This is a genomic window from Aeromonas sp. 160P (genome assembly GCF_055193095.1).
In genome coordinates this window covers 3,356,893-3,382,745 of the sequence record NZ_JBUXKV010000001.1, presented here as the reverse complement: position 1 = coordinate 3,382,745, position 25,853 = coordinate 3,356,893, and the positions used below count along the sequence as shown (strand labels likewise).

General features: G+C 57.4%; 20 protein-coding genes and 1 pseudogene. 10 read left to right on the top strand and 11 right to left on the bottom strand.

What is annotated here, in order from left to right; genetic code table 11:
- Nucleotides 1-3 precede the first annotated feature (3 nt).
- Nucleotides 4-684 carry an ABC transporter ATP-binding protein gene (locus ACY8FN_RS15720; RefSeq protein WP_463100538.1) on the bottom strand — a complete coding sequence of 227 codons (681 nt, stop codon included), beginning with the start codon at nt 682-684 and terminating at the stop codon, nt 4-6.
- Nucleotides 685-882: 198 nt separating this feature from the next.
- On the opposite strand from ACY8FN_RS15720, the gene ACY8FN_RS15715 reads away from it, so the two are divergent.
- Nucleotides 883-1,350 (top strand): DUF4357 domain-containing protein, encoded by a 468-nt coding sequence (locus ACY8FN_RS15715; protein ID WP_042019202.1) that lies wholly within the window; start codon nt 883-885, stop codon nt 1,348-1,350.
- Between the two features lie 291 nt (nt 1,351-1,641).
- On the opposite strand, the gene ACY8FN_RS15710 is transcribed toward ACY8FN_RS15715, so the two are convergent.
- On the bottom strand, nt 1,642-2,280 hold the full coding sequence (locus ACY8FN_RS15710) for an NAD(P)-dependent oxidoreductase (protein ID WP_463100537.1): 639 nt from the start codon (nt 2,278-2,280) through the stop codon (nt 1,642-1,644).
- A 101-nt stretch (nt 2,281-2,381) separates the two neighbouring features.
- Here ACY8FN_RS15710 and ACY8FN_RS15705 point away from each other — a divergent pair, with 101 nt between their 5' ends.
- Nucleotides 2,382-3,272, top strand: a complete 891-nt coding sequence (locus ACY8FN_RS15705) for a LysR family transcriptional regulator (RefSeq protein WP_139718766.1) — start codon at nt 2,382-2,384, stop codon at nt 3,270-3,272.
- 140 nt (nt 3,273-3,412) lie between these two features.
- Here ACY8FN_RS15705 and ACY8FN_RS15700 read toward each other — a convergent pair whose 3' ends face one another.
- Nucleotides 3,413-4,315, bottom strand: coding sequence for a LysR family transcriptional regulator (locus ACY8FN_RS15700; RefSeq protein WP_101318764.1), 903 nt, complete (start codon nt 4,313-4,315; stop codon nt 3,413-3,415).
- A 95-nt stretch (nt 4,316-4,410) separates the two neighbouring features.
- Entirely contained in the window at nt 4,411-5,322 is a 912-nt protein-coding gene (locus ACY8FN_RS15695) for a LysR substrate-binding domain-containing protein (protein WP_463100536.1), read from the bottom strand.
- A gap of 277 nt (nt 5,323-5,599) precedes the next feature.
- Between ACY8FN_RS15695 and metE the strand changes: the two genes are divergently transcribed.
- Nucleotides 5,600-7,864 (top strand): 5-methyltetrahydropteroyltriglutamate--homocysteine S-methyltransferase, encoded by a 2,265-nt coding sequence (metE, locus tag ACY8FN_RS15690; protein ID WP_463100535.1) that lies wholly within the window; start codon nt 5,600-5,602, stop codon nt 7,862-7,864.
- Nucleotides 7,865-8,053: 189 nt separating this feature from the next.
- Nucleotides 8,054-8,803 carry a substrate-binding periplasmic protein gene (locus ACY8FN_RS15685; protein WP_463100534.1) on the top strand — a complete coding sequence of 250 codons (750 nt, stop codon included), beginning with the start codon at nt 8,054-8,056 and terminating at the stop codon, nt 8,801-8,803.
- Nucleotides 8,804-8,839: 36 nt separating this feature from the next.
- Here the strand turns inward: ACY8FN_RS15685 and ACY8FN_RS15680 are convergent, their stop codons facing one another.
- Complete coding sequence (locus ACY8FN_RS15680; RefSeq protein WP_463100533.1) at nt 8,840-9,703, bottom strand: LysR family transcriptional regulator; 864 nt, start codon at nt 9,701-9,703, stop codon at nt 8,840-8,842.
- Nucleotides 9,704-9,870: 167 nt separating this feature from the next.
- Here ACY8FN_RS15680 and ACY8FN_RS15675 point away from each other — a divergent pair, with 167 nt between their 5' ends.
- From ACY8FN_RS15675 to pflB, 4 genes are all read left to right on the top strand, one after another.
- The gene (locus ACY8FN_RS15675; RefSeq protein ID WP_463100532.1) at nt 9,871-11,304 is read left to right on the top strand and encodes a glycoside hydrolase family 1 protein; all 1,434 of its coding nucleotides are present in this window, start codon (nt 9,871-9,873) and stop codon (nt 11,302-11,304) included.
- A 193-nt stretch (nt 11,305-11,497) separates the two neighbouring features.
- Nucleotides 11,498-13,258 (top strand): 30S ribosomal protein S12 methylthiotransferase accessory factor YcaO, encoded by a 1,761-nt coding sequence (gene ycaO / locus ACY8FN_RS15670; protein WP_101324479.1) that lies wholly within the window; start codon nt 11,498-11,500, stop codon nt 13,256-13,258.
- Nucleotides 13,259-13,639: 381 nt separating this feature from the next.
- Nucleotides 13,640-14,488 carry a formate transporter FocA gene (gene focA, locus ACY8FN_RS15665; RefSeq protein ID WP_068977892.1) on the top strand — a complete coding sequence of 283 codons (849 nt, stop codon included), beginning with the start codon at nt 13,640-13,642 and terminating at the stop codon, nt 14,486-14,488.
- A gap of 46 nt (nt 14,489-14,534) precedes the next feature.
- Nucleotides 14,535-16,817, top strand: a complete 2,283-nt coding sequence (pflB, locus tag ACY8FN_RS15660; RefSeq protein ID WP_463100531.1) for a formate C-acetyltransferase — start codon at nt 14,535-14,537, stop codon at nt 16,815-16,817.
- A gap of 528 nt (nt 16,818-17,345) precedes the next feature.
- On the opposite strand, the gene istB is transcribed toward pflB, so the two are convergent.
- The 4 genes and pseudogenes from istB to ACY8FN_RS15640 all read right to left on the bottom strand — a co-directional run bounded on the left by istB (nt 17,346) and on the right by ACY8FN_RS15640 (nt 20,390).
- Nucleotides 17,346-18,116 carry an IS21-like element ISAeme17 family helper ATPase IstB gene (gene istB, locus ACY8FN_RS15655; RefSeq protein ID WP_099994263.1) on the bottom strand — a complete coding sequence of 257 codons (771 nt, stop codon included), beginning with the start codon at nt 18,114-18,116 and terminating at the stop codon, nt 17,346-17,348.
- Nucleotides 18,113-19,125: pseudogene (gene istA / locus ACY8FN_RS15650) on the bottom strand (IS21-like element ISAeme17 family transposase). The gene istB and the pseudogene istA overlap by 4 nt, the downstream one beginning before the upstream one ends.
- A 193-nt stretch (nt 19,126-19,318) precedes the next feature.
- Nucleotides 19,319-19,753 (bottom strand): YcgN family cysteine cluster protein, encoded by a 435-nt coding sequence (locus tag ACY8FN_RS15645; RefSeq protein WP_042019284.1) that lies wholly within the window; start codon nt 19,751-19,753, stop codon nt 19,319-19,321.
- Between the two features lie 151 nt (nt 19,754-19,904).
- Nucleotides 19,905-20,390 carry a cell division inhibitor gene (locus ACY8FN_RS15640; protein ID WP_463100530.1) on the bottom strand — a complete coding sequence of 162 codons (486 nt, stop codon included), beginning with the start codon at nt 20,388-20,390 and terminating at the stop codon, nt 19,905-19,907.
- 228 nt (nt 20,391-20,618) lie between these two features.
- Between ACY8FN_RS15640 and ACY8FN_RS15635 the strand changes: the two genes are divergently transcribed.
- On the top strand, nt 20,619-20,816 hold the full coding sequence (locus ACY8FN_RS15635; RefSeq protein WP_042019225.1) for a DUF4250 domain-containing protein: 198 nt from the start codon (nt 20,619-20,621) through the stop codon (nt 20,814-20,816).
- 375 nt (nt 20,817-21,191) lie between these two features.
- Nucleotides 21,192-23,669, top strand: a complete 2,478-nt coding sequence (locus ACY8FN_RS15630) for a glycogen/starch/alpha-glucan phosphorylase (RefSeq protein WP_101347122.1) — start codon at nt 21,192-21,194, stop codon at nt 23,667-23,669.
- Between the two features lie 64 nt (nt 23,670-23,733).
- Here ACY8FN_RS15630 and ACY8FN_RS15625 read toward each other — a convergent pair whose 3' ends face one another.
- Entirely contained in the window at nt 23,734-25,116 is a 1,383-nt protein-coding gene (locus ACY8FN_RS15625) for an SLC13 family permease (protein WP_101320063.1), read from the bottom strand.
- A 161-nt stretch (nt 25,117-25,277) separates the two neighbouring features.
- Nucleotides 25,278-25,712, bottom strand: a complete 435-nt coding sequence (gene trxC, locus ACY8FN_RS15620; protein WP_463100529.1) for a thioredoxin TrxC — start codon at nt 25,710-25,712, stop codon at nt 25,278-25,280.
- Nucleotides 25,713-25,853 lie beyond the last annotated feature (141 nt).

The window sequence follows — 25,853 nt, the reverse complement described above, 5'->3', positions numbered from 1 at the left end:
AGCTTAGTCATGACGGGGCCCTTTGAGTTCGATCAGCAGACCCCCTTCGAGGCGCAGCACCCTGTCGGCCAGCGCAGCATAGGCCGGGTTGTGGCTCACCAGCAGCAAGCCTGCGCCGGTGTCGCGCACCGCCGCTATCATCAGCACCATCACCTGTTCGGCATTGTGCTCATCGAGGCTGCCGGTGGGTTCGTCGGCGAGCAGCCACCTGGGCTGATGGATGAGGGCGCGGGCCAGCGCCACCCGCTGTCGCTGGCCGCCGGAGAGCTGCTCCGGCCAGGCATGGCGCTTATGGGCCATATCGAGCTGTTGCAGCAACTGGTCAATCTTGGTCTCATCTTGTGGCAGACCGTTGATGGCCAGCGGCAGGGCCAGATTCTCGGCCACGTTCAGGGTCGGCAGCAGGTTGAAATCCTGATAGACGATGCCGAAATGGCGGCCACGCAGCCGTGCCCGTTCGTCGGGTGATCGGGTGTCGATCCGGGTCTCCCCCAGCCAGATCTCCCCTTCGTCCGGCGCAATCAGACCGGCGATCAGATTGAGCAGGGTTGACTTGCCGCAGCCGCTTTGGCCCAGCAACAGGGTGATCTCGCCCGCGGGGAGGGCGAGATCGAGATGGTGAAACAGCGGCAGTCGTTCACTGCCGTTATCGAAGCTCTTGCAGAGGTTGCGCAGGGTCAGCATGGGATAACCGTTTGATGGTCAATGGCTTTCATCATGGTAGTTACGCTACCACGGCCACCAATGATCAACACAGCCTTGCTGTTGATCAACAGTGCCAGTTAGTGATCAAGGCGGCAAAAGAGCAGTGGATCCTTGCTGGATCATGGTTGCCCGAGGTGGTTAGAATAGAGGCTTCCATGGGTCACAGGATGAGCAAGGATGTTACACAAGCAAGTCAGTTTTATCATCGATAGCAAGGGCAACAAGCAGGCTGCCGTCGTCCCCATCGAGATCTACAACGAGCTGATGACCCTGCAAAAGGCGCTCGCCGACAACCGGCCGGGGGAGCGCGAGCTCTACCACTTCAACGGCAAGGGGGCCGAGGCCCACGGTTATCCGGTGGGCAAGCGGCAAAATCCGGGCTTTATGGTGCTGGCCGGTTCCACCGCCAATGGCGAGGATGCGGCCTCTTTGCGCGAAGCGGTGATTGAGCTGCGGCTGGAGTTGCTGGAGAAGGGGATCATAGTGCCGCGCAGTCAGGGCGGTTTTGTCTTTACCGCCGATCAGCTGTTCAACAGCCCGAGTCTGGCGGCCAGTCTGGTGGCGGGCAATAACCGCAGCGGTCTGGATGCCTGGCAAAACAACGCCAGCTATACCCTCAAGCAGTCGGGTTTTGGCAAGAAGTAACCCGACGCTATCGAAGTCACATCATTTGAGCATCTCTTGACCCGGGTGAACTGGTGGGCGCCGATCCCTGACGGCTCGCCAGCCTGGTCAACCTAGAGCGACTGATGGTACGACCCATAGTACAACGGATGTCGGGCGCCCTGTTGAGGGCAACCAGAGGCAAGCTGCCAGCGGCAAAATGACCAAAACAGAAGGGAGGCGAATGCCTCCCTTCTGTTTGAGCGGGTTATCACCTGATTGAGGGATCAGGGGAGTGACCGCGAATGTCTGGCCTTAACCGCCTGTTGGCGCTCAGTAACCCAGGGTAAAGCGCTGGCGCAGGTGAGCCGGTTTTTCCACCTCGTTCAGCACGCCATCGGCCAGATCACCGGCGGTGATCCCGGCAGGCTGTTCGCCGCTAAAGAGCACCTGATCGCCGCCAATCCGATAGCCGCCGCGCTTCTCGCCCGGTTCCAGAAACACCGGAGGAGAGACAAAGCGCCAGTCGAGGGCGGTTTCACGGCGCAGGGCAGTGAGACCGTCGCGGGCCGCCAGTGCCCCCTGTTTCCACTCGGCCGGAAATTTCGGGGTATCCACCAGTTGCACGCCGGGGGCAATCTCCAGACTGCCAGCACCACCCACTACCAGCAGCCAGCTGTTGGCCTGCACGGCGGCAGCCACGATGGCGTTGGCTCCTTTGAGGTACTGCTCGTAGATATCCGGCGCACTCCAGCCCGGGTTGTAGGCGCTGATCACCCGATCGTGCCCCTTGAGCACTTCGGCCAGCGCATCCGGGTTCTGGGCATCCACCGCCACGGCGGTGACCTGCGGATGGGCGGCCACCTTGCTGACATCGCGGACGATGGCGGTGACGTGATGGCCGCGGCTGACGGCCTCGTTCAAAATGGCTGAACCGACAAAACCGCTGGCACCGATCAGGGCAATCTTCATGGGGAACTCTCCTTCACTGTTGGAATGAGGCTATCCTACGCCTTCGGGTATGATTTAATAATCACCGCAAAAATGCATTCACTTATAAGCTGGATTTAATAATGGAACAGCTCAGACGTTACGCCATCTTCGCCGCCGTGGTGGAGGCGGGCAGCATGACAGGTGCGGCCAAATCCCTCGGCATGACCCCCTCTGCTGTCAGTCAGCATATCAGCCAGCTGGAGAGCCTGCTCGGGCTGACCCTGCTCCATCGCTCCACCCGCCGACTCAGCCTGACCGAGGCGGGGGAGGTGGTGTGGCAAGGGTGCCGGGCGTTGCAGCAGACCCTGAGCGAGACCGAGCTGCGCCTTTCTGAGGTGCGCGATAGTCTGCTTGGTGAAGTGCGGATCACCGCCCCGGTGGGGATGGCGGGCCAGCCGCTGGCACTGGCCCTCTCGCCGCTGTTGCAGGCCCACCCCGGCCTCACCATCCAGATCATCGCCGATGACGAGAAGCGGGATCTGATTGCCGAGCGGATCGACGTGGCGCTGCGGGTCGGCAGCCTGCCCGACTCGACCCTGGTGGCCCGCAAGCTGGGGCAAACCCGGATGCTGCTCTGCGCCGCCCCCGCCTATCTGGCGCGCAAGGGGACGCCGCGCACGCCCGCCGATCTGACGACTCACGACTGGCTCTGTGGCGACATGCTGGGCAACGGTTTGCTGCTACTCGATGAGAAGGGGGGCGAACACAGGGTCAGGTTCAAACCCAAGGTGCTCTGCAACAACGTGTTGCCCCTGCGCCAGTTTGCGCTGGCGGGGCAGGGGATCTCGCTGCAACCGGAGGGGGAGATTGGTGAGGATCTGGCGCTGGGGCGGCTGCTCGAACTGCTGCCCGGTTTTCGGGTGGCGCCGATGGAGATCCACGCCATCACGCCGCAGCGGGAGATCCCGGAGAAGGTGCGGCGGGTGGTGGAGGCGCTGCGCAGCTATTTCGGTACCACTATGTCGGCATGACCTGCGCCCCAATGGCTGGCAGAGCGCGCCCGATGATCCTGAGGGCTGATTGCCCATAAGAGCGCTTTTCCAGTAGAACGATAATTCAGAAGATCGATAGCCCAGCTGAGTCGATGGGTGGGCTGGATTGTGAAGCAGGCTTAAAACGAGCAAACATTGCGCACTTGTTGTTTGAGCCAGTTCAGCCCCGCATCCTGATTGGAGCTTTTGTGCCAACTCATGTAAACCGGGCAATCTTCCGAGACCCAGGGGAGGGGGTAGCTGGCCAGCGCCAGGGTATCGCCCAGCATATCCATGTGCCACTGGCTGGCAACGCAGAGCCAGTCGGTACGGCTCACCAGATGGAGGGCGGTGAGCAGGGAGTCGCTCTCGTAGGCGATCTGACGGGGCGGCAGCGGTGCCTTGGTCAGGGTGTTGAGTAACAGGTTGTCGAGCCGTCTGGCCTGCAGTACCACATGCTTTTCGTTGAAGAAGGTGGTCATGTCGGGGGCCTGGCGGATCCGCGGGTGATCCTTGCGGCAGGCGATGCGCAGGGGCTGGGACATGATCTGCTCGTTTTCAATGCTCTGCTCGACCATGGGTTTGGTCGCCAGCACCAGGTCAACGCTGTGCAGATAGAGACTGTTCTGGCGCAAGGCTTCATCCTGCACCTGGGTGTTCCACTCCAGCTGGCAGTTGGGGGCTTGGCTCTGCAACAGGTTGTTGAGTTCCGGCAGGAAGAAGACATCGATATCAGGGACGCCCGCGATGCGAAAGGTGCGCCGACTGGTATGGTGATCAAACAGGTCGGTGCGTTGCAGACTGCGCTCCATGTCGTGCAGCGGTACCATGATTTCGTGGTGCAGGCTCAGCGCCCGCGCCGTGGGGGTAATTCCCCGTCCCTGACGGACAAACAGCTGTTCGCCCACCAACGCGGTCAGGCGGCTGATGGCCTGGCTGATGGCCGAGGGGGTCATCTCCATCATCTCGGCGGCGGTGGTGACGCCCCCATAGCGGATCACAGCATCCAGGACGCGAAAGAGATTCAGATCAACGTGGGACATGATGGCTACCGTTAAGCAACGTTAAAGCATCAGGATACTGTTCTGCCCCTTGTCAGGCTAGCATTGCCTGCGATAACTGTGATTTTCCCCTCTCTTCAACCATTCCCCATCTTGTTGCGAATGCACTCGAACAGGCTCTGCAGACAGGTCTGATCCTTGTCGGCGCCCCGCACCGCGCCATACATATGGCGACGGATACCGCTGCCGAGGGGGCGGGAGCAGAGCATCCCCTGTCTGACAAACTCCTCGCTGGCCCAGCGCGGCAGGGCGGCGACCCCGAGTCCGGCAGCGGCCATCTGCAACATCACCGAGGTGTTGTCCACCGGCTTGCAGCGAGCGGGCTCCACCCCGGCGGGCTGTAAAAAGCGGCTGAAGATATCCATGCGGCTGCGCTCCACCGGGTAGACCAGCAGTACCTCTTGCCCCAGATCGCCCGGCTCGATGCGGCTCTGGTGGCAGAGGGGGTGATCCGGCGCCATCACCAGGGTGAGATCGAAGGCAAACAGCGGCTCGAAGTGGAGATCGCCGCGAGCCTGCACGTCAGAGGTAAGTAGCAGGTCGAGCTGGCCGCCGAGCAGGGCATTGAGGGCATCAAAGCCCGGCACTGATTCCACTTCCAGATCCACCCCCGGCCACTGGCGGCGAAATTCTGGCAACAGCGGCAACAGCCACTGGATGCAGCTGTGGCAATCGAGCGCCAGATGCAGCCTGCCCGCATCGCCGCTCTGCAGGGCCTGCAGCTGCTTCTCGGTCTGGGATAGCGCAGGTAACACCTGACGGGCGAGGGCGAGCAGCTGGCTGCCAGCCGCGGTCAGCACCAGCGGGCGGCTTTTGCGCAGGTAAAGCTCCAGATTAAGGCGGGTCTCCAGCTCTTTGAGCTGGTGGGAGAGGGCGGACTGGGTGAGGTTGAGGGTCAGCGCCGCACCGGCCAGCGAGCCCTGCTCGGCCAGCGCGGTCAATGTTTTCAAGTGCTTGATCTCGATCCCTGCATTGCTTGGCACTGCCATAAGATGGCTCCTTGTGAGATTGCGTATGGCGCTGATATTGTTGTCGGCGGTTAGCCTGCTGCGCTTCTGAACTCCGGCACTTCTTACACCTGTAAAAATCGGCCTCTGTATCCTTATGGTGAACCTGACTGGCGGTCAGTTGCGGATTATTTGAGAGCCAGTTGAAGAGGATTCAATAGCCAGCGTCACCTTATCTTGTCATTTTGGATGTGTAAACATCTGGATGGCTAAACCATCCAGTTTCCCATCAGATGAATGAGCATAAGGAAATGAACCTATGACACGAGCACACACCCTGGGCTTCCCCCGTATCGGCGCCAAGCGCGAGCTGAAATTTGCCCTCGAATCCTACTGGCGTGGCGAGACCACTCAGGCCGAACTCGTTGCCGTGGGCAAGACGCTGCGTGAGCGTCACTGGCAGGCCCAGCACGCCGCCGGGGTCAATCTGCTGCCGGTGGGGGATTTTGCCTGGTATGACCAAGTGCTTGGCACCAGCCTGCTGGTGGATGCGGTGCCTGCCCGTCACCGTCATGGCGAGACCGACCTCGACACCCTGTTCCGGGTGGCCCGTGGCCGTGCGCCGACCGGCCCGGCCGCCGCCGCTGCCGAGATGACCAAATGGTTCAACACCAACTACCACTATCTGGTGCCGGAATTTAGCCGCGATCAGCGCTTCAAACTGGGCTGGAGCCAGCTGTTTGACGAGGTGGACGAGGCCAAGGCGCTGGGGCTGCCGGTCAAGGCGGTGCTGCTGGGGCCGATCTCCTACCTGTGGCTCGGCAAGGAGAAAGAGAGCGGTTTCTCTCGCCTTGAACTGCTCGATCGCTTGCTTATCGTCTATCAGGAGATCCTGGCCAAGCTGGCCGCGCAAGGGGTGGAGTGGGTACAGATCGACGAACCGGCGCTGACGCTGGACTTGCCGGACGAGTGGCGGCTGGCCTACCTCAACGCCTACGAGCGCCTCGCGGGCCCCTGCAAGCTGCTGCTCACCACCTATTTCGGTTCGGTTGCTCATCAGCGCGATATCATCACCAGCCTGAAGGTGGATGGCCTGCATCTGGATCTGGTGGCCGCCCCCGAGCAACTGGAGACCCTAGTGCCGCATCTGCCAGCCCAGTGGGTCATCTCCGCCGGGGTGATCAATGGTCGCAACGTCTGGCGCGCCAATCTGGCTAAGCTGGCACCGACCCTGAAGGCACTGAAAGCCAGACTCGGCGAGCGACTGTGGGTTGCTTCCTCCTGCTCTCTGCTGCACAGCCCGGTGGATTTGACCCTGGAACTGGAGCTGGATCCCCAGACCCGCAGCTGGTTCGCCTTCGCCCTGCAAAAATGCTACGAACTGGGGCTGCTCAGAGACTATCTGGATGGTGGCGAGCGCGACAAGATCACCGCCTACAGCCAGCCCATCGTCGATCGGGAGTCCGACAGCCGGGTCCACAAGCGTGCGGTGCAGTCCCGTCTGGCCAGCCTCACCAACAGCGATTTTGATCGCCACAACCCCTATCCGGTCAGAGCCGAGCTGCAGCGGGCCGATCTCAAGTTGCCGCTGCTGCCCACCACCACCATCGGCTCCTTCCCGCAGACCTCGCAGATCCGGGTATTGCGTCAGGATTGGCGCGCTGGTCGCATCGATGACAACGCCTATGAGGCGGGCATTCAGGGGGAGATCCGCGATGCCATCGCGCGTCAGGAGGCGATCGGGCTGGACGTGCTGGTACATGGCGAGGCCGAGCGCAACGACATGGTGGAGTATTTTGGTGAACTGCTGGATGGCTTTGCCATCACCCGTTTCGGTTGGGTGCAGAGCTATGGCTCCCGCTGCGTCAAGCCGCCGGTGATCACCCGTGACATCGACCGCCCGACCCCCATGACCCTCGAATGGACCAAGTTTGCCCAGAGCCTGACCGACAAGCCGGTCAAGGGTATGCTGACAGGCCCGGTGACCATCCTCTGCTGGTCCTTCCCGCGCGAAGATGTGAGCCGCGAGCAGTCCGCCCTGCAAATTGGCCTGGCCATTCGCGACGAGGTGGCGGATCTGGAAAGCGCGGGCATCAAGATCATCCAGATCGATGAACCGGCGATCCGCGAAGGCTTGCCCCTGCGCAAACAGGATCATCAGGCCTATCTCGACTGGGCGGTGCGCGCCTTCCGTCTGAGCGCGAGCCCGGTGGTGGACAGCACCCAGATCCACACCCACATGTGTTACAGCGACTTCAACCTCATCATCGAGGCGGTAGCGGCGCTGGATGCAGACGTGATCACCATCGAGACCAGCCGCAGCCAGATGCAGCTGCTCGAAGCGTTCGAGCGCTTCAACTATCCCAATGAAATCGGCCCGGGTGTCTATGACATCCACTCGCCGAACGTGCCGAGCCAGAGCTGGATTGAGGGGTTACTGCGCAAGGCGGCCAAGCAGATCCCGGCCGAGCGGCTGTGGGTCAACCCGGATTGCGGCCTCAAGACCCGCGGTTGGGAAGAGACTGAGGCCGCACTTAAAGTGATGGTCAATGCCACCAGGGCACTGCGGGCCGAGCTGGCGTAACCAGAAAGCTGTGACCGCCATCGATAAGGTGGCGTGCTGAAAAACTAAAGAGAGGGGAAGCCAGTGCTTCCCCTCTCTCTTTTTCCGTTCGCCACTGTTTCGCTAGTCACTTTTCGCTGGCTCCTGATCCTTGCCGTAGCACGCTTTGCACTAGGCTCAGAGGTGGCAGAGGTGGATGGAGTTGCGGCCATGAGAGTTGGTATAGGGAGCCTAATCCTGTGGGGATTGCTGATGTGGCAGAGTGCCTTGGCAGCGCCCGCTCCCGAGTTGAAAATGGCTTATTTTGACGACTTTGCCCCTTACTCATGGCGTGACGAGCAGGGCAAGATGCGCGGACTGATGATCGATGTGATGGATCGGGTGGCAGGGCAGATGGGGCTGCGGGTCACTCATCAGGGGTATCCGTGGCAACGGGCGCAAAAAATGGTACGGATGGCGCAGGCAGATGGCTTTGTGACCATCGCCACCCGGGAGCGGCTTACTTATACCCAGATGGTGGATGAGCCAGTCACCACGACGGTGATGACCATATTTACTCAGCTTGGCCACCCCCGGATGGCGGAGTTCCAGCGAGCCAGCCGCTTGAGCGACCTCAAGACTTTCACCTTTCTCGACTATCTGGGCAACGGCTGGGGCAAGGAGAATCTGGCTGGCTTCACCGTTCATCACACCATCAACGTCGATAACGTCTTCAAAATGCTGGCGGCGGGCCGGGGTGACTTGATGGTGACCGACCCGCTGGTGGCGCGCTTCAAACTCAACCAACTGGGATTGTCCGGGCAGGTGGTCGAGGTGCCGCTGCAGCTGGCATCGACCCCGTTCAACCTCTGCATTGGCAACCATTCCCGCTTTAATATCCGCATAGCCGAGTTCAACCGGGCACTGCAACAGCTGCGTCAAAGCGGTGAGTTGGCGCGCATTGTCGCGCGCTATCGTTGAGGCGCTGCCGCCATCCGCTATTTGCCAGCGACGTGTCTAGCTCGGTGTCATATCGGCGATGGTTGCCCAGAAGGCGTCTATTAATGGCCCCTTGCTGTGGGGCGGACGAATCAGCCCTATGGTCCAGCAGGCTTCGCCATCTCTCAGGGGCAGGGTAAGCACATCCGGGTGCTCTATGGTGGTGGAGGAGGGGACCAGGGTCCAGGCGATCTCCGCCGCTGCGGTGGCAACCCCGGCGGCGAAGTCGTTGACGTACTGGATACCCTGAAATCGCAGCCCGCTCTGGGCCAGATAGTTCATCAGGTGATCGTAAAACGACGGCGCCTTGTCCCGGCGCAGGATCGCCAGCGGTTTGTCCACCAGATCGGCCAATTCCCTCACATCGCGGTAGCTGGCGGGCAGCACGGCAACAAAGTGGGCTTCGACCACCGGCTGGGCGTGCCACCCCTTGGGGGCGGGCAGGCGGCAAAAACCGAGATCCAGCTTGCCTTCACTGAGCGCCAGCAGCTGGTGGTGGGTGGAGAGATCGTTGAGTTCGATGGTCACCTGCGGCCGCTCGGTGCGAAACCGGGCGATGGCGGCGGGCACCAGGATCTTGGTGGCCACGCCAAAGCCGATACGCAAGGTGCCGACGTTACCCGCCAGCACATCGCGGGCAGTGCGCGAGAGCTGCTCGCTCTGGATGACCACCGCGCGGGCATCCTCATAAAGCGCCCGGCCCAGTCCGGTGAGGCGGGTGCTGCTGGCGTTGCGCTCGAACAGTTCGCCCCCCAGCTCCTCCTCCAGCCGCCTGATCTGCTTGCTGAGGGCCGACTGGGTAACGTGCTGGCGCACCGCTGCCTGGCCAAAGTGCAGTACCTCCCCCAGAGTGACGAAGGCTTTCAGATCCCGTAGCTCCATCAGGGCTCCTTTCATTCCTGTCGGGAATGTTGAGTGGTCATATTTGTCATTGGACGGAATTTTAGAAGTGTTGGATGCTGATGCCAATTCATTTCGGGCGCCCCAACGCGGGGGCGCTGAGTTATAAAAGATGGCTGACACCATCAGCGCAGCAGGAGCAACACCAGATGCATCACCACAAGTTCAATGACTTCCCGAGCGATTTTCTGTGGGGCGCCGCCTCCGCCGCCTATCAGGTGGAGGGGGGCTGGAATGCCGATGGCAAGGGCCCCTCGGTGTGGGATCTCTTCACCAAGCTGCCGGGCAAGACCTTTGAAGGGAGTAACGGCGATGTGGCGGTGGATCACTACCACCGCATGGAAGAGGACGTGGCGCTGATGGCCGAGATGGGGCTCAAGGCCTACCGTTTTTCGGTGAGCTGGCCGCGTATTTACCCCACCGGTCGGGGCGAGGTGAACGAGGCGGGTCTGGCCTTCTACGAGAAGCTGATCGACACCCTCTTGGCCCACCAGATCGAGCCGGTGCTCACCCTCTACCACTGGGATCTGCCGCAAGCGCTGCAAGATGAGTACGGCGGCTGGGAAGACCGACGGATCATCGCCGATTTCGAGCACTACTGCGTGACCCTCTATCAGCGCTTTGCCAGCAAGGTGAAGTACTGGGTGTCGCTGAACGAGCAGAACTACAACCTGACCAACGCCTATCAGCTCGGCACTCATCCGCCTGCGGTGCAGGACCGCAAGCGCTTCTTTGCCGCCAACCACATTGCGTTTCTGGCTAATGCCCGGGTGATTAAGGCGTTTCGCCAGCATGTGCCAAATGGCCTCATCGGCCCGAGCTTTGCCTATTCCCCTGCCTATCCGGCGTCGTGCGACCCGAAAGATATGCTGGCTTACGAGAATGCCGAGGAGTTCAACAACCTCTGGTGGCTCGATGCTTACTGCTTTGGCCGTTATCCGCAGGCGGCGCTCGCCTATCTGCGAGAAAACGGCGAGGCGCCGGAGATCCTGCCGGGGGATTTGGCGCTGCTGCGCGAAGGGACGCCCGACTATATTGGCGTCAACTACTACTACACCCTGACCTACACAGATAACCCCTTGGGCGGTCAGACCCTGCAGCGGATCAACACCACCGGACAGAAGGGGACTACCCCATCGAGCGGCATTCCCGGCCTCTTCAAAACGGCCCCCAATCCGCACCTTGAGACCAGCAACTGGGATTGGGCCATCGACCCGACCGGGATGCGCATCGCCCTGCGCCGCCTCTCTTCCCGCTACGGCTTGCCGCTGATGATCACCGAGAACGGCCTTGGCGAGTTCGACCAGCTGGAGGCGGGCGACAAGGTGAACGATGAGTACCGCATCGATTATCTGCGCAGTCACGTCAAGGCGTGCCAGGAGGCAATGCAGGACGGGGTAGAGCTGCTCGGCTACTGTGCCTGGTCATTTACCGACATCCTGAGCTGGCTCAACGGCTATCAGAAGCGCTACGGCTTCGTCTATGTGGAGCGTGACGAGAAAGGGGGCTCGCTGCGCCGGATCAAGAAAGCGAGCTTCCACTGGTACAGCCAGGTGATCGCCAGTCAGGGCAAGCAGCTCTGACGGTTTATCGCGTCGCGTAACCAGCGGGCCCGGGCAATCCCCGGGCCCGCGCTGTTTGTGGTGTAGGGGCGGGGAGCTGCCTCATTGATGACCTTGTAATCCCCCTTGTTTGCTGATTTTTGTCCTGCCAAAGCGGCCGACCCCTGCTATTATCTGCGGCCAAGCATGAGCCAATAAAAATCAGGATACAGTGATGACAGACCACACTTTTATTCCCGGCAAGGACGCGGCACTGGAAGATTCCATCGACCGTTTCCAGACCAAGCTGCAAGCCTTAGGGTTTGATATCGAAGAGGCCTCCTGGCTTAACCCCGTACCCAACGTCTGGTCGGTGCATATTCGGGACAAGGAGTGCGCCCTCTGCTTCACCAACGGCAAGGGTGCCAGCAAGAAGGCGGCACTCGCTTCCGCCCTTGGCGAATATTTCGAGCGTCTCTCCACCAACTACTTCTTCGCCGATTTCTATCTGGGCGAGCAGGTTGCTAATGGCGACTTTGTTCACTACCCGAACGAGAAGTGGTTCCCCATCGAGGGCGACCAGTTCCCGGCGGGTCTGCTCGACAGCTTCACCCGCAAGTTCTACAACCCGGACGGTGAAGTGACCGCCGATATGCTGGTGGATCTGCAGTCAAATAACGAGGAGCGCGGTATCGTCGCGCTGCCGTTCGAACGCCAGTCTGATCACCAGACCGTCTACATCCCGATGAACATCATCGGCAACCTCTATGTCTCCAACGGCATGAGCGCTGGCAACACCCGCACCGAAGCGCGCACTCAGGCGCTCTCCGAGGTGTTTGAGCGCCACGTGAAGAACAAGATCATCGCCGAAGCCCTGAGCCTGCCGCTGATCCCGGACGAAGTGATTGCCCGTTACCCGGGGATTGCCGCGCCTATCGCGGCCCTGGAAGCGGAAGGTTTCCCGATTTACAGCTTCGATGCCTCCTTGGGTGGCCGTTATCCGGTCATCTGTGTGGTGCTGCTCAACCCGAGCAACGGTACCTGCTTTGCCTCTTTCGGTGCCCATCCGCGCTTCGAAGTGGCGTTCGAGCGCACCGTCACCGAGCTGCTGCAGGGCCGTGGTCTGAAAGATCTCGATGTGTTTGTGCCGCCGTCATTCGATAACGAACAGGTGGCGGATCACCACAACCTCGAGACCCACTTTATCGACTCCTCGGGCCTCATCAGCTGGGATCTGTTCAAGCAGGAATCAGACTTCGAGTTTGCCGACTGGGACTTCCGTGGCACCTCGCAGGAGGAGTTTGATCATCTGATCGGCATCTTCCACGAGCTGGAGCAGCCGGTCTACATCGCCGACTACGAGCATCTGGGTGTCTACGCCTGCCGCATTCTGGTGCCGGGCATGTCTGACATCTATCCGGTTGAAGATTTGCTGCTGGCCAACAACAACATGGGCGCCAACCTGCGCGAAGTGATCCTGGCGTTGCCATCGCTGGAGTGGGATGCCGAGCAATATATGGCGTTGTTTGATCAACTGGATGAAGAGGGGCACGACGAGCGCACCCGCGTTCGTGAGCTGCTGGGCATCGCCGCCGCCAAGGGCACCGCGCTGCACACTCTGCGGGTCGGTGAGCTGAAAGCCATGCTGGCACTGGCCGCTGGCGAGCTGGAGACGGCGATGGATCTTATCGACTGGACCATGGAGTTCAATCAGTCAGTGTTCACTGCCGAGCGAGCCAGCTACTACCGCGCCCTGCGTGCCTGCGTCGAGTTGTTCCTCGACGAGGAGCGAGATCCTGAGCAGTATCGCGCCGTCTTTACCCGCATGTACGGCGAAGAGACGCTGGCGCTGGCGTGGGCCAACGCCAGTGGCGAAGCGCGCTTCCACGGGCTGGACGCCGCTGACCTGTCGCTGTCGCAGTTCCCGTTGCATCAGAAGCTGCTGGCGGCTTATGAGAAGCTGCAAAACGCCAAGCGCGCCCATAGCTGGGCGTAACCCTTGTGGTAGAGGGAGGGGCCGTGTGGCCCCTTCTGTTTATCGCGCGGTAAGATTGGTGATTTTTATTCCAAGATGAAATAAAAAACAAAAAATACCCCTAATGGGGTTGATGAAGGGGCAGGGGATGTGTTGTCGAGCTGCAAAGATATCTTGCCAATATCATCTTTACGTGCATGGTAATAAATTGTTTGAAATCATTAAATTAAACACACAGCATTTCTGTTTCAGCTGAAACCTGGTGTAAACTGGCGCAGCCGTTGCACTAAAATATTTGTAGTAAAATTACATTCACAGTCTGATAAACTTGATCGATGTCAATTTTGGCCATTTGGCCCTTTGTTATGATTTCAACAGGCAAAACATTCAGGTAGATAAGAATTGAAAGCTGAATCCCCATTCGATTGTCTCAAGCCAGAAGCCATCGCTGCATTGGCTGAAGATATCACCTATGCCAAGGCCACCAAGCCGGCATACAAGGTCATTCCACTGGCCATTACCGCAGGCGCTTTCATCGCCATCGCGTTTATTTTTTACATCACAGTGACCACAGGTTCAGGCTCCATGTCTTGGGGCATGGCCAAGCTGGTCGGTGGTCTCTGTTTCTCCCTGGGTCTGATCCTTTGCGTGTTGCTCGGTGCCGAGCTGTTCACCTCCACCACCCTGACGCTGGTGGCCAAGGCCGCCAATCGCATCAGTTGGGCCCAGTTGCTCAAGAACTGGGGTCTGGTCTACTTCGGTAACCTGATCGGCGGTTTGCTGATGGTTGGCCTCATCATCATGTCAGCGCAATATACTGCGGCAGATGGTCAGTGGGGGCTGAATGCCCTGAAAGTGGCCCAACACAAAATTCACCACACCTTCTTTGAAGCCGTGGCGCTGGGTATCCTTTGTAACTTGATGGTGTGTCTTGCGGTGTGGATGGCCTTTGGGGCCCGCACTGCCACCGACAAGGTGATGGTAATGTTGCTGCCCGTGGCCATGTTTGTGGCATCCGGTTTCGAGCACAGCATTGCAAACATGTTTATGATTCCGGTGGGCATCGCTATCCATAGCCTGGCCAGCCCGGAGTTTTGGCAGGCCATCGGCCAGGATCCGGCGACCTTTGCCGATCTGACCGTATCCAACTTTGTCCTACACAATCTCATCCCTGTCACCATCGGTAATATCATTGGTGGTGGCGTGATGGTTGGTTTGACTTACTGGTTTATCTTCCGTCGTCATCATTAAGGATGATTGCGGGATACTACATCAATACCGTGTGAGGTAATGAAAAATGGCAGAACTTAACGAACAGTTCCAAAAAGCATGGGAAGGCTTCGCGGCCGGTGAATGGCAGACTTCTGTCAACGCCCGTGACTTCATCCAGAAGAACTACACCCCGTATGAAGGTGATGAGTCCTTCCTGGCTGGAGCGACCGACGCAACCGCCAAGCTGTGGGACAAGGTCATGGAAGGCATCAAAATCGAAAACCGCACTCATGCGCCGGTCGATTTTGATACTGATATGCCCTCCACCATTACCGCACACGATGCCGGTTATATCGATCAGAGCCTGGAGCAGATCGTTGGTCTGCAGACTGACAAGCCGCTGAAGCGCGCCATCATCGCCAACGGCGGTATCAAGATGGTTAAAACTTCTTGCGAAGTGTACGGTCGTCAACTTGACCCGATGGTCGAGAAGATCTTTACCGAGTACCGCAAGACTCACAACCAGGGCGTGTTTGACGTTTACACCAAAGACATCCTGAACTGCCGTAAGTCTGGTGTTATCACCGGTCTGCCTGATGCCTACGGCCGTGGCCGTATCATCGGTGACTACCGTCGTGTTGCCCTGTACGGTATCGACTTCCTGATGGCCGACAAACTGGCCCAGTTCAAGTCCCTGCAAGCTGACCTGGAAAACGGCGTCAACCTGGAAGCCACCATCCGTCTGCGCGAAGAGATCTCCGAGCAGCATCGTGCCCTGGCACAGATGAAGGTCATGGCTGCCAAGTACGGTTGCGATATCTCCGTTCCGGCCAAGAATGCTAAAGAAGCTGTACAGTGGACCTACTTCGCCTACCTGGCGGCAGTCAAGTCCCAGAACGGCGCAGCCATGTCCTTCGGTCGTACCTCCAGCTTCCTGGACGTGTACATCGAGCGTGACCTGCAAAAAGGCCTGATCACCGAGCAAGAAGCCCAGGAGCTGATGGACCACATGGTCATGAAGCTGCGTATGGTTCGCTTCCTGCGTACCCCAGAATACGATTCACTGTTCTCTGGCGACCCGATGTGGGCTACCGAGACTCTGGCTGGTATGGGCGTTGATGGCCGTACTCTGGTCACCAAGAACAGCTTCCGTATGCTGAACACCCTGTACACCATGGGCCCGTCCCCTGAGCCGAACCTGACCATCCTGTGGTCCGAGAAGCTGCCGGTCGGTTTCAAGAAGTACTGCGCCAAGGTATCTATCGAGACCTCTTCCGTTCAGTACGAGAACGACGACCTGATGCGTCCGGATTTCAACAACGATGACTATGCCATCGCTTGCTGTGTATCCCCGATGATCGTTGGTAAGCAGATGCAGTTCTTCGGTGCTCGTGCCAACCTGGCCAAGACCATGCTGTATGCAATCAACGGCGGTATGGACGAGAAGCTCAAGATCCAGATTGGTCCTAAGACTGACATGGTGACCTCCGAGTTCCTCGACTACAACGACGTGATGAGCCGTCTTGATCACTTCATGGACTGGCTGGCCAAGCAGTACGTTGCTGCGCTGAACATCATCCATTACATGCACGACAAGTACAGCTACGAAGCCTCACTGATGGCGCTGCACGACCGTGACGTATATCGCACCATGGCGTGTGGTATTGCTGGTCTGTCTGTTGCTGCTGACTCCCTGTCTGCCATCAAGTACGCCAAGGTCAAGCCGATCCGTGACGAAGATGGCGTAGCCATCGACTTCGAAATCGACGGTGAGTACCCGCAGTTCGGTAACAACGACGAGCGCGTTGATGATATCGCCTGTGAGCTGGTTGAGACCTTCATGAAGAAAATTCAGAAGCTCAACACCTACCGTGGCGCTGTTGCTACCCAGTCTGTTCTGACCATCACCTCTAACGTGGTATATGGCAAGAAGACCGGTAACACCCCGGATGGCCGTCGCGCTGGTGCTCCGTTTGGCCCGGGTGCAAACCCGATGCACGGTCGTGACCAGAAGGGTGCTGTTGCTTCCCTGACTTCTGTTGCCAAGCTGCCGTTTGCTTACGCGAAAGATGGTATCTCCTATACCTTCTCCATCGTACCGAACGCCCTGGGTAAAGATATGGAATCCCAGAAAGCCAACCTGGCTGGTCTGATGGATGGTTACTTCCATCACGAAGCCAACCTGGAAGGTGGTCAGCATCTGAACGTTAACGTGATGAACCGTGAAATGCTGCTGGACGCCATGGAAGACCCGGAGAAATATCCGCAGTTGACCATCCGCGTATCCGGTTATGCCGTTCGCTTCAACTCTTTGACTAAAGAGCAACAGCAAGACGTCATCACCCGTACCTTCACCGCTTCTCTGTAATCGAGACGTAGTGAGTAAAAACCGGCGCCAAGGCGCCGGTTTTTTTATGTGTGCGATTCAGGGGAATAGACTTTCAGGATCAAGCACCATCGCAATCACAAAGGTTGTCATGGGGCATTTGAACAGGGTTATGGCATAGCGGTTTACCAAGATTGCCTTGCCATTACCTGTAACGCGATCACGCTTTATTCGTGCGCTATCGCCACTCAGGGAGACTGCTTTGCCTGTCACTGCGCCAGTGTCGCGTTATGACCCGGCGAACTGGCTTATCCGGCTACGGGTTAGCAGAGACGCCATCGCGGGTGTAAAGCAATATCCATAAGCCTGTGGATCTGTCATCATTTTCTGCCTCTGCCTCTGCCTCTGCCTCTGCCTCTGCCTCTGCCTCTGACTTCATCTTCTACCAATGTTCCTGTGTGGTAAGGAGGGGGCTACGGTGATCCTGCCAGATATGTGTCAACGCCGACCGAAAACTGATCCACTCTGGCTAATTTCGCCGATTGAAAAGTGATCCACCCGGACATGGGGTTAATTGGTTTTGGGTGTGGCCCCCGCTTTGCGTTTCTCTTTCAAACGATAGCTTTCACCGCTGATCTGAACGATGTGTGCATGATGTAACAGTCTATCGAGCATAGCTGCCGTCAGTGTCTGATCATCGGCAAAGGTGCTGGCCCACTGGCTAAAGGGCAGATTGCTCGTCAAGATCAGGCTCCCTTTCTCATAACGTTTGGCGATCACATTGAAAAACAGGTTTGCTTCCTCACGCCCAAACGGCAAGTAGCCTATCTCATCGATCACCAGTAAACGCGGCCCCATCACGACACGGCTGAAGTAGGCATTAAGCCGCTCCTGTCGTTGAGCTGCTTGAAGCTGCAACATCAGGTCTGCTGCGCTGATAAATCTGGTCTTGATGCCAGCCATCAGAGCCCGATAGGCCAGTGCGATGGCAAGATGCGTCTTGCCCACTCCGCTTGGGCCCAGCAGCACTATGTTTTCGCTCCGCTCGATAAAGGCCAGACTGGCCAACTCCTGCAACTGGCTGCGAGGTGCGCCACTGGCAAAGCCGAAGTCGTACTGCTCCAGCGTTTTGACCACGGGTAAAGTGGCCAGTTTGAGCAAGGTCTGGCGGGTGCGCTCGGTCCTCAAGGTCTGCTCTGCGTGCAGCAACCACTCCAGATAATCGGCGAAGCTCGCCTCCTCGTTGGCCGCCTTCTGAGCTAGTGCTGACCACTGGGCAGCAATCCCTTCCAAGCGCAGCGCCTGACTCAGGGCCATCAGGCGTTCATGCTGCAAGTTCATACGTTCACCTCCAGCAGGTCTTGGTATACCGATAGCGGATGCTGCAAGCTCTCCAGCGGCATGGGGCGCGCAGTGGCCGTGGTGCCGGGACTAACGGGTAGCGTCTGTGGCAGGGGTAGAAAATGAGGCAGCTCTTGTTGCAATCGGATAGCCGGGACTTCACCGGTAGTACCATGGCTACGCTGGTTGGCGATGTCTTCCAACCAGGGGCCGATATGGGCATTGGCGGTTGACACATCTAGCGCCAGTCCTGCCTGCTTGAGGGTGGCTGCCAGTGGTGTGACAAAACTGCGTTTGAGGTAGCCGTTGAAGCGCTCGACCTTGCCTTTGGTCTGGGCCCGGTAGGGACGGCAGACGCGGGGGCGAAAACCGAACTCTTCGGCCAAGGCGAGCAGGGCCGGGTGCCAACGATGGTCACCTTCACCGTAAGCATCCCGTTCGCGGATGATGGTGCTGGCATTATCAAATAGCACCTCCTGCGGGACCCCACCGAAGAAATGACAAGCCTCACGCAGTCCGGTCAACCAGGCATCATTACGTTCGTGATCGAAGAAACGGACATAGCTGGCGCGGCTAAATCCCAGGGTAGCAACAAAGGCCTTTAGAGGCCGATTGCCGCGGCGGATAATGGTGAAATCGACCTGCATCTGTTTACCGGGGGCCGTTTCAAAACGGACGATGGTGCCAGAGGCGTCATGGCGCAGAGGCGATAACCAGGTCTTGAGCTGGGAGAGCCCGCCAGTGTAACCATGCTCTCGCAGTTCCCTGAGCAGAACCGTCGCCGGGATCCAGTGTGGCTTCGCTGCCTGGATACGCGCTTGCAGATAGGGTTTAAAAGGATCGAGCTTGGTTGGTCGGGCTGCTCGGCTGGGATAGATTGGCAGGCCCGGGTTGCGCAGATACTTGCGAACCGTGTTACGGGACACCCGCAATTGCTGGGCGATAGCCCGGATGCTCATGCCCTGACGGCCAACACTCTGATTTCCACTGATAACTCCTGGGTCAACATGGGCGTGGCTCAAAAGCCACGATCTTGGCCCAGGTGGGTCAACTTTACTCCGGCGTTAGTGGGTCATTTTTACATCGGCGGTGACAGATATGCGCGGGGTTCTTCTCAATGAGGCGGAAAACCATGCCTGCAGAAACAACAAGGGCTGCACAATGTGCAGCCCTTGTCTCAATGAAAATAGGGGGGGAGCGCGTCAGCTGGCCCAGGTGATGATGTGATCAATCCATTCACCCGCCTGCTCCTCGTGAATGACCTTGCCACGTACAGATTGACCTGCCTGATGCATCGCGGAGCGACTGCCCGTCAGCAGAGGATGCCACTGCGGCAGGGTGTCACCTTCAGCCAGCAGACGATAGGCGCAACTAGAGGGCAGCCAGTCATATTCGGCAATCTTGTCATGGGTGATCTGCAGGCAATCAGGCTCTTTTTTGAAACGATTGGTATAGTCAGAGCACTGACAGGTCTTGGTGTTGAGCAGGTTACAGGCGACATTGGTGAACACCAGCTCATCGGTATCTTCATCGATAAGCTTGTTGAGGCAGCATTTGCCACAACCGTCACAGAGGGATTCCCATTCGGACTCTGTCATCTGCTGCAGACTCTTGGTCTGCCAAAAGGGGGCTTGCATGATGCCGCTCACTTAATTCACCTGATAAAGCGCGTGGTTATACCCTGTGTGACTCACAATTTCAAGAAGAGGGTCATATTGACGGCAAAATAGCTGCCATGGTGTCAAATTGCGGCGGATCATCTCGATGTGTATACAGGGTGACCTTGTCTTAATGATTGAGATAGATGTCCTGCTCTGCATAGGCCAGCAGAGGTGTGATTGGACAGGTTCGTTGTGTGCCAAAGAAACGAGTCAGCACACCAGATTGTTGTCCCAGACGTTGCAACTTGGCGTGATCCAGCTCGATCTGCTCGGGTAGCCAGGTAAACACGGCGGCACAGTGGCCGTTGCCCAGACTGCGCTCCAGAGTCTGTTGCCAGTTCTTGATTTTAGGGCTGTGTACTACCAGTACCCTCTTGGGATCTATGCCTTGCTCTTGCAGCCGCACAGCAGTGGGGCGCCCCGGTGGTGCTATCAGCAAGATCCAGCCAGCGTGAGTGTTGCCTAGCTTGGCCAATTCAGTCAGAAATTGGTCATCAGACTTGAGCGTCACGCCATAATGAGCAGATTCCGCTTTGCAAGCGGTTCTGGTTGGCCATGGGTTACTCATGGCACGGTTCATCGCAAACGGCAGTGAGTGCAGAGGCTGGTTCATAGTTCAATTCCTGTATGAATGTCCAAGCTGTATGCGCATACAGTAGTTCTATCCTGCGGTAGTGACAAGGTGTTTTTGCTGAAATCTGTGATGGTGTTGGCACTGATTTTGTTTATATTATTGTTTTTAAAGGTTTTTGATCAAAACTACGCCGTGTGTTTTTTGCTCTATGGACAAATGGCGCTGCACCGCCCATGGTTATACAGGCAATTTAAAGGAGGTGCCGCTATGGATATAAGTACCTTGCAGCGTCTGGATGCCAACATCTTGCTGGGCATCATCAATGAAAAGCTGAGACTGGAGTGCGATGGGCTGGAGGAGCTGCTGGCCTATTACGATATGAGTGAAGCCCAGTTGGCAGGACGTCTGGATCAGATTGGGTACCATTACGATCCATTGAGCAATCAGTTCAAGGCACATCTCTGAGGGTGCAATGATTGCTTCATATTTATACGGTAATTTTTAAGGCGCATTGAAATCGGTTTCAATGCGCCATCTTGTTGTCTATTTTCAGGGATTTTCAAGGCTTAGCAATCTCTGAAAACCTATTCATGCCATAATATTTTCATTTTTTTTATAAGTCGTTGATAATAAAGGTTATGTTTGTTTTTCTACAATCAGTTAAAGGAAAGGGTTTTCAAGCTTTTCAGGCTGTTTTTATCGGTTAAAGTGTGACTTGCGTTAACTTTTAATTCTGCCGCTTTAGTTAGTATTCTCACGCCGGTACATATTTTGAGATAACAACAGCGCCGGTCCCGCAAGCGGGATAACAATTTTATTTGTAACGAAGGAATATGGTTTATGGCTACCAAGAAGAAGACAGACCAGGATCTCCAACTGGATAAAGATCAGCTCAAGGCGAGTATCGTGCGTCACCTGCGTTCTACCTTGGGAACAAGCGAACAGAAAGCCTCCCCCGAAGCGTGGTGGAAAGCCACTGCTGCGGCCGTCAATGAACAGGTGTACGAGCGCCTGACCCGCACTCAGCAGACTCACTTCAAGAAAGATACTCGTGCCATTCACTATCTCTCTGCTGAATTCCTGATGGGACGATTGACCTCCAACAACCTGCACAACCTCTCCCTGTACAAGGCTTGTGAAGAGGCACTGGGTGAGCTCGGTCTGGAGCTGACCGATCTTTGCGAGCAAGAGCCCGACATGGCCCTTGGCAACGGCGGCCTGGGCCGTCTGGCTGCCTGCTTTATCGATTCGCTGGCAACCCTTAACTATCCGGCGGTCGGCTATGGACTCCATTACGAACATGGTCTGTTTCGTCAGGAGATCCAGGATGGCCGCCAAATCGAGCGTCCGGACTCCTGGCGTGAATACGGTAACCCTTGGGAAATTTGCCGTCCGGAATCCGTTCAAGAGATCCCGCTCTACGGCTATGTGGAGACGGTATTCGGTGACAAGGGTGGCCTGAAAAAAGTATGGCATGCCGGTCGCAAGATCAAAGGGGTGCCTTGGGATATCCCTGTCGTCGGATTTGGCGGTAACACGGTCAACATTTTGCGCCTGTGGGAATCCCGCGCCTCCGAGTTTTTCGACTGGGACGTATTCAACGCCGGTGGTTACATCGACTCTCAGGCTGAAAAAGCCCAGGCAGAAACTATCTCCAAGGTGCTCTATCCGAACGATGATACTGATGCGGGCAAAGAGCTGCGTCTGATCCAGCAGTACTTCTTCTGCGCCTGCTCCATCAAGGACATCATGCGCCGCTACAAGCGGGTGCATGGCGCTGATTTCAGCAACTTTGCCGCGCAAATTGCCATTCAGCTCAACGATACTCATCCGGCGGTGGCTATCCCCGAACTGATGCGGGTACTGGTGGACGAGGAAGATCTGAACTGGGAGGCCGCTTGGGCCATCTGCTATCAGGTGTTCTCCTACACCAACCACACTTTGCTGCCTGAAGCGCTGGAGAAGTGGTCGGTCAGTTTGTTTGAGAAGGTGTTGCCCCGTCATCTGGAAGTGATTTACGAGATTAACGCCCGTTTCCTGAGCGAGCTGGTTGAGCCCAAGTGGCCAGGCAATGATGTCATCAAGGCCAAGCTCTCCATCATCGAAGAGGGGAGTGTGCGCAAGGTGCGGATGGGCAATCTCTGTGTGGTCGGCTCTTCCAAAGTGAACGGCGTAGCCGAGATCCACTCCAAACTGGTGAAAGAGGACCTTTTCCCCGAGTATGCCGAGCTGTGGCCTCAGAAGCTGTGCAATGTCACCAACGGGGTGACACCGCGTCGCTGGCTGTTGGCTTGTAACCCTGAGCTGGCCGGGCTGTATACCGAAGTGGTTGGCAAAGAGTGGCCGCTGCAGCTGGACAAACTGCGTGGGGTGGCGAAGTTTGCAGATGACAAGGCGTTTCAGCAGCAGTTTATGACCATCAAGCGTCATAACAAGGAGAAACTGGTCAAGGTTATCAAGGCAGAGACCGGTATTGATGTCAGCGCCGAGGCGATCTTTGACATCCAGATCAAGCGTCTGCACGAATACAAGCGCCAGCAGCTGAACCTTATCCACATCATGGCGCTGTATCGTCGCCTGCTGGCCAACCCGGACTATGACATGCATCCGCGGGTGTTCATTTTCGGCTCCAAAGCGGCGCCCGGTTACAAACTGGCCAAAGACATCATCTATGCCATCAACAAGTTGGCGGATCGGGTCAATAACGACACCCGGATCCAGGGCAAGCTGAAAGTGGTGTTCATGCCGAACTACCGCGTCAGCCTCGCCGAGAAACTGATCCCGGCGGCAGATGTCTCCGAGCAGATCTCCACTGCAGGTTATGAGGCTTCCGGTACCGGCAACATGAAGATGGCGCTCAACGGTGCGATCACCATAGGTACGCTGGATGGCGCTAACATCGAGATCGCTGAAGAGGCGGGTGCCGAAAACTGTGCCATCTTCGGTCTGACGGTAGACGAGGTGAAGTCGTTGAAAGCACGCGGTTACAACCCGTACGACTTCTACTATGCCAACTCAGAGCTCAAAGCCGTGCTGGACTGGTTTGATACCGACTACTTCACACCAGGTCGCCCGGGTGAGCTGGCCTCCATCAAGCGCTCCTTGCTGGAAGGGGGAGATCCTTACCTGGCCTTGGCGGACTTCCAGTCCTACTCAGAGGCACACAAGCTGATCGATACCTGGTATCGGGATCCGGCGCTGTGGGCGAAGAAGGCAATCATCAACTCGGCCACCATGGGCAAGTTCAACTCCGACCGATCCATTCAGGACTACGTGGATCGGATCTGGAACCTGAAGAGTTGCAATGTCGCGGGTTAATTAACCACCGGAGATGAAAAAGCCCTCGCATTGCGAGGGCTTTTTGTTTTGGCGTAACAGGTGATCAGAGAATATCACCGACAAAATAGGCCAGCAGTGCGAGCAACACGGTAAAGACCACGTTGAGGGCCATACCGGCTTTCATCATCTCCTTCTGGCGGATGTGGCCGCTGGCAAAGACGATGGCATTGGGTGGCGTGGCGACCGGCAGCATAAAGGCGCAGGAGGCACCGATAGCGATCAATACCGCCATTACGATGGGGGAGACGCCGAGCGCCTCGGCCACACCGGCGAACAGCGGGATCAGCAGGGCTGCGGTGGCGGTGTTGGAGACCAGTTCAGTCAGGAACACCACGAACGCTGCCAGCATCAACAAGATCACGAAGATATTGGCGTGGGAGAGCACGGCCGACAGATGGCTGGCCAGGAAGGCGCTGGTACCGGTGGCCTTGAGAATGGCGCTCAGGGTCAGACCACCGCCAAATAGCATCAGCACGCCCCAGTCGGTGTTCTGGTTGACGTCATCCCAACTGGCGACGCGGCTGACCACGATGGCAATGATGGCGCCCATGGCAATCAGGGTGTCGAGTTGCGGGATGCCGCCAAAGGCGTTGGAGATGGGTTGCGAGCCGATCCACAGCACCACGGTAGTCAGGAAGATAGCCAGGGTGACTTTGCGTTCGCGGGTCCAGCTGATGGTGACATCCTGGATCTCGACGCGGTGGTTGAGCTGCGGGCGGGTCACCAGATAGAGCAGGGCAATGCCGCAGGGCATCAGGATCAGCACCACCGGAATACCGAATTTCATCCAGTCGGTAAAGCCGATCCCCATCTGGGCGGCAGCGATGGCGTTGGGCGGGCTGCCCACCAGGGTACCGATGCCACCGATACTGGCACTGTAGGCGATCCCCAGCAGTACGAATACGAAGGTTGCGCGATCTTTTTTGCTATCGAGGCGAGCCAGCATACCGATAGCCAGTGGCAGCATCATGGCGGTGGTGGCGGTGTTGCTGATCCACATCGACATGGCGGCAGTAATGGTAAAGAGCAGGATGACGCCCCAACCCAGATGACCATTGGCCATGTGCATCACTTTGCCTGCCATCAGGGTATCCAGTCCCTGTTTGGAGAGGGCGGCCGCGAGGGCGAAACCGCCAAAAAACAGGAACAGGATCGGGTTGGCAAAGTCGGTGAGGGATTTGCTCATGTCAAACACCCCGAGCACGGTGGCCAGCAGGGGCACTAGCAGGGCGGTGATGGTGACGTGCAGCGCTTCGGTCAGCCAGAGGATGGCGATAAAGACCAGAATGCCCAGCCCCTTGTTGACCATGGGATCAAACGGGAGCCAGGCCAGCATGGCACAAAGTAGCAGGACATCCAGGATGACGATCCCTGATTTGATGTCCAGCCAGCGAGATGGCGCAGAGGGTACAGCCGATGTGTGCATAATGTTCTCTCGGTTAATTTATGGTTGTTTTTGTGTTGCCGAGATTACATCTGTTCACCTGTTTGAAACAGGTTGCATTCCTCAAAATCAGTCACGACTCACAGAGTGATTGATAAAAATGCGCGAAATTAAACATGAATAAAACATGTTTGCAGCATAAATCAAACATCCATGAACTGTTCCAGCCACTGCTTGAACATACTCTTGGGTAGCGAACCGTTTATCTGATCCACTATGTTGCCCTGCTTGAATACGATGAAAGTGGGAATGCTGCGAATGGCGTAACGGGCGGCAATGGCGCTCTGCTGCTCGGTATCGACTTTGACAAAGCGCATCCGGGGTTCGAGCTCATGGGCAACATCATGAAATACAGGGGCAAACTGCTGGCAGGGGCCACACCAGCTGGCCCAGAAATCGACCACTACCGGAATATCGGAGTTGATCAGGGTATCAAATTGATCTGCTCGTCCAAGGACCGGGGTCTGGCTGAATACTGACGCCTTGCAATGGCCGCATTTGGCTGATGTGTCGATATGGGTGATGGGCAGGCGGTTTCTGGTAAAGCAGTGGCTACAATAAGTAGTGATAAATGACATAATTGTCTCCTTCAAGATCGGCTCCGGCCGCAGATATGATGGGGGGGCAGAATGAAACAACAGCAACATTACAGTGAAATAACGGTAACACAGTGACCGGCGGGAGTGGATAATTCCCTCTGGGTTTATCGCCCAACCGGA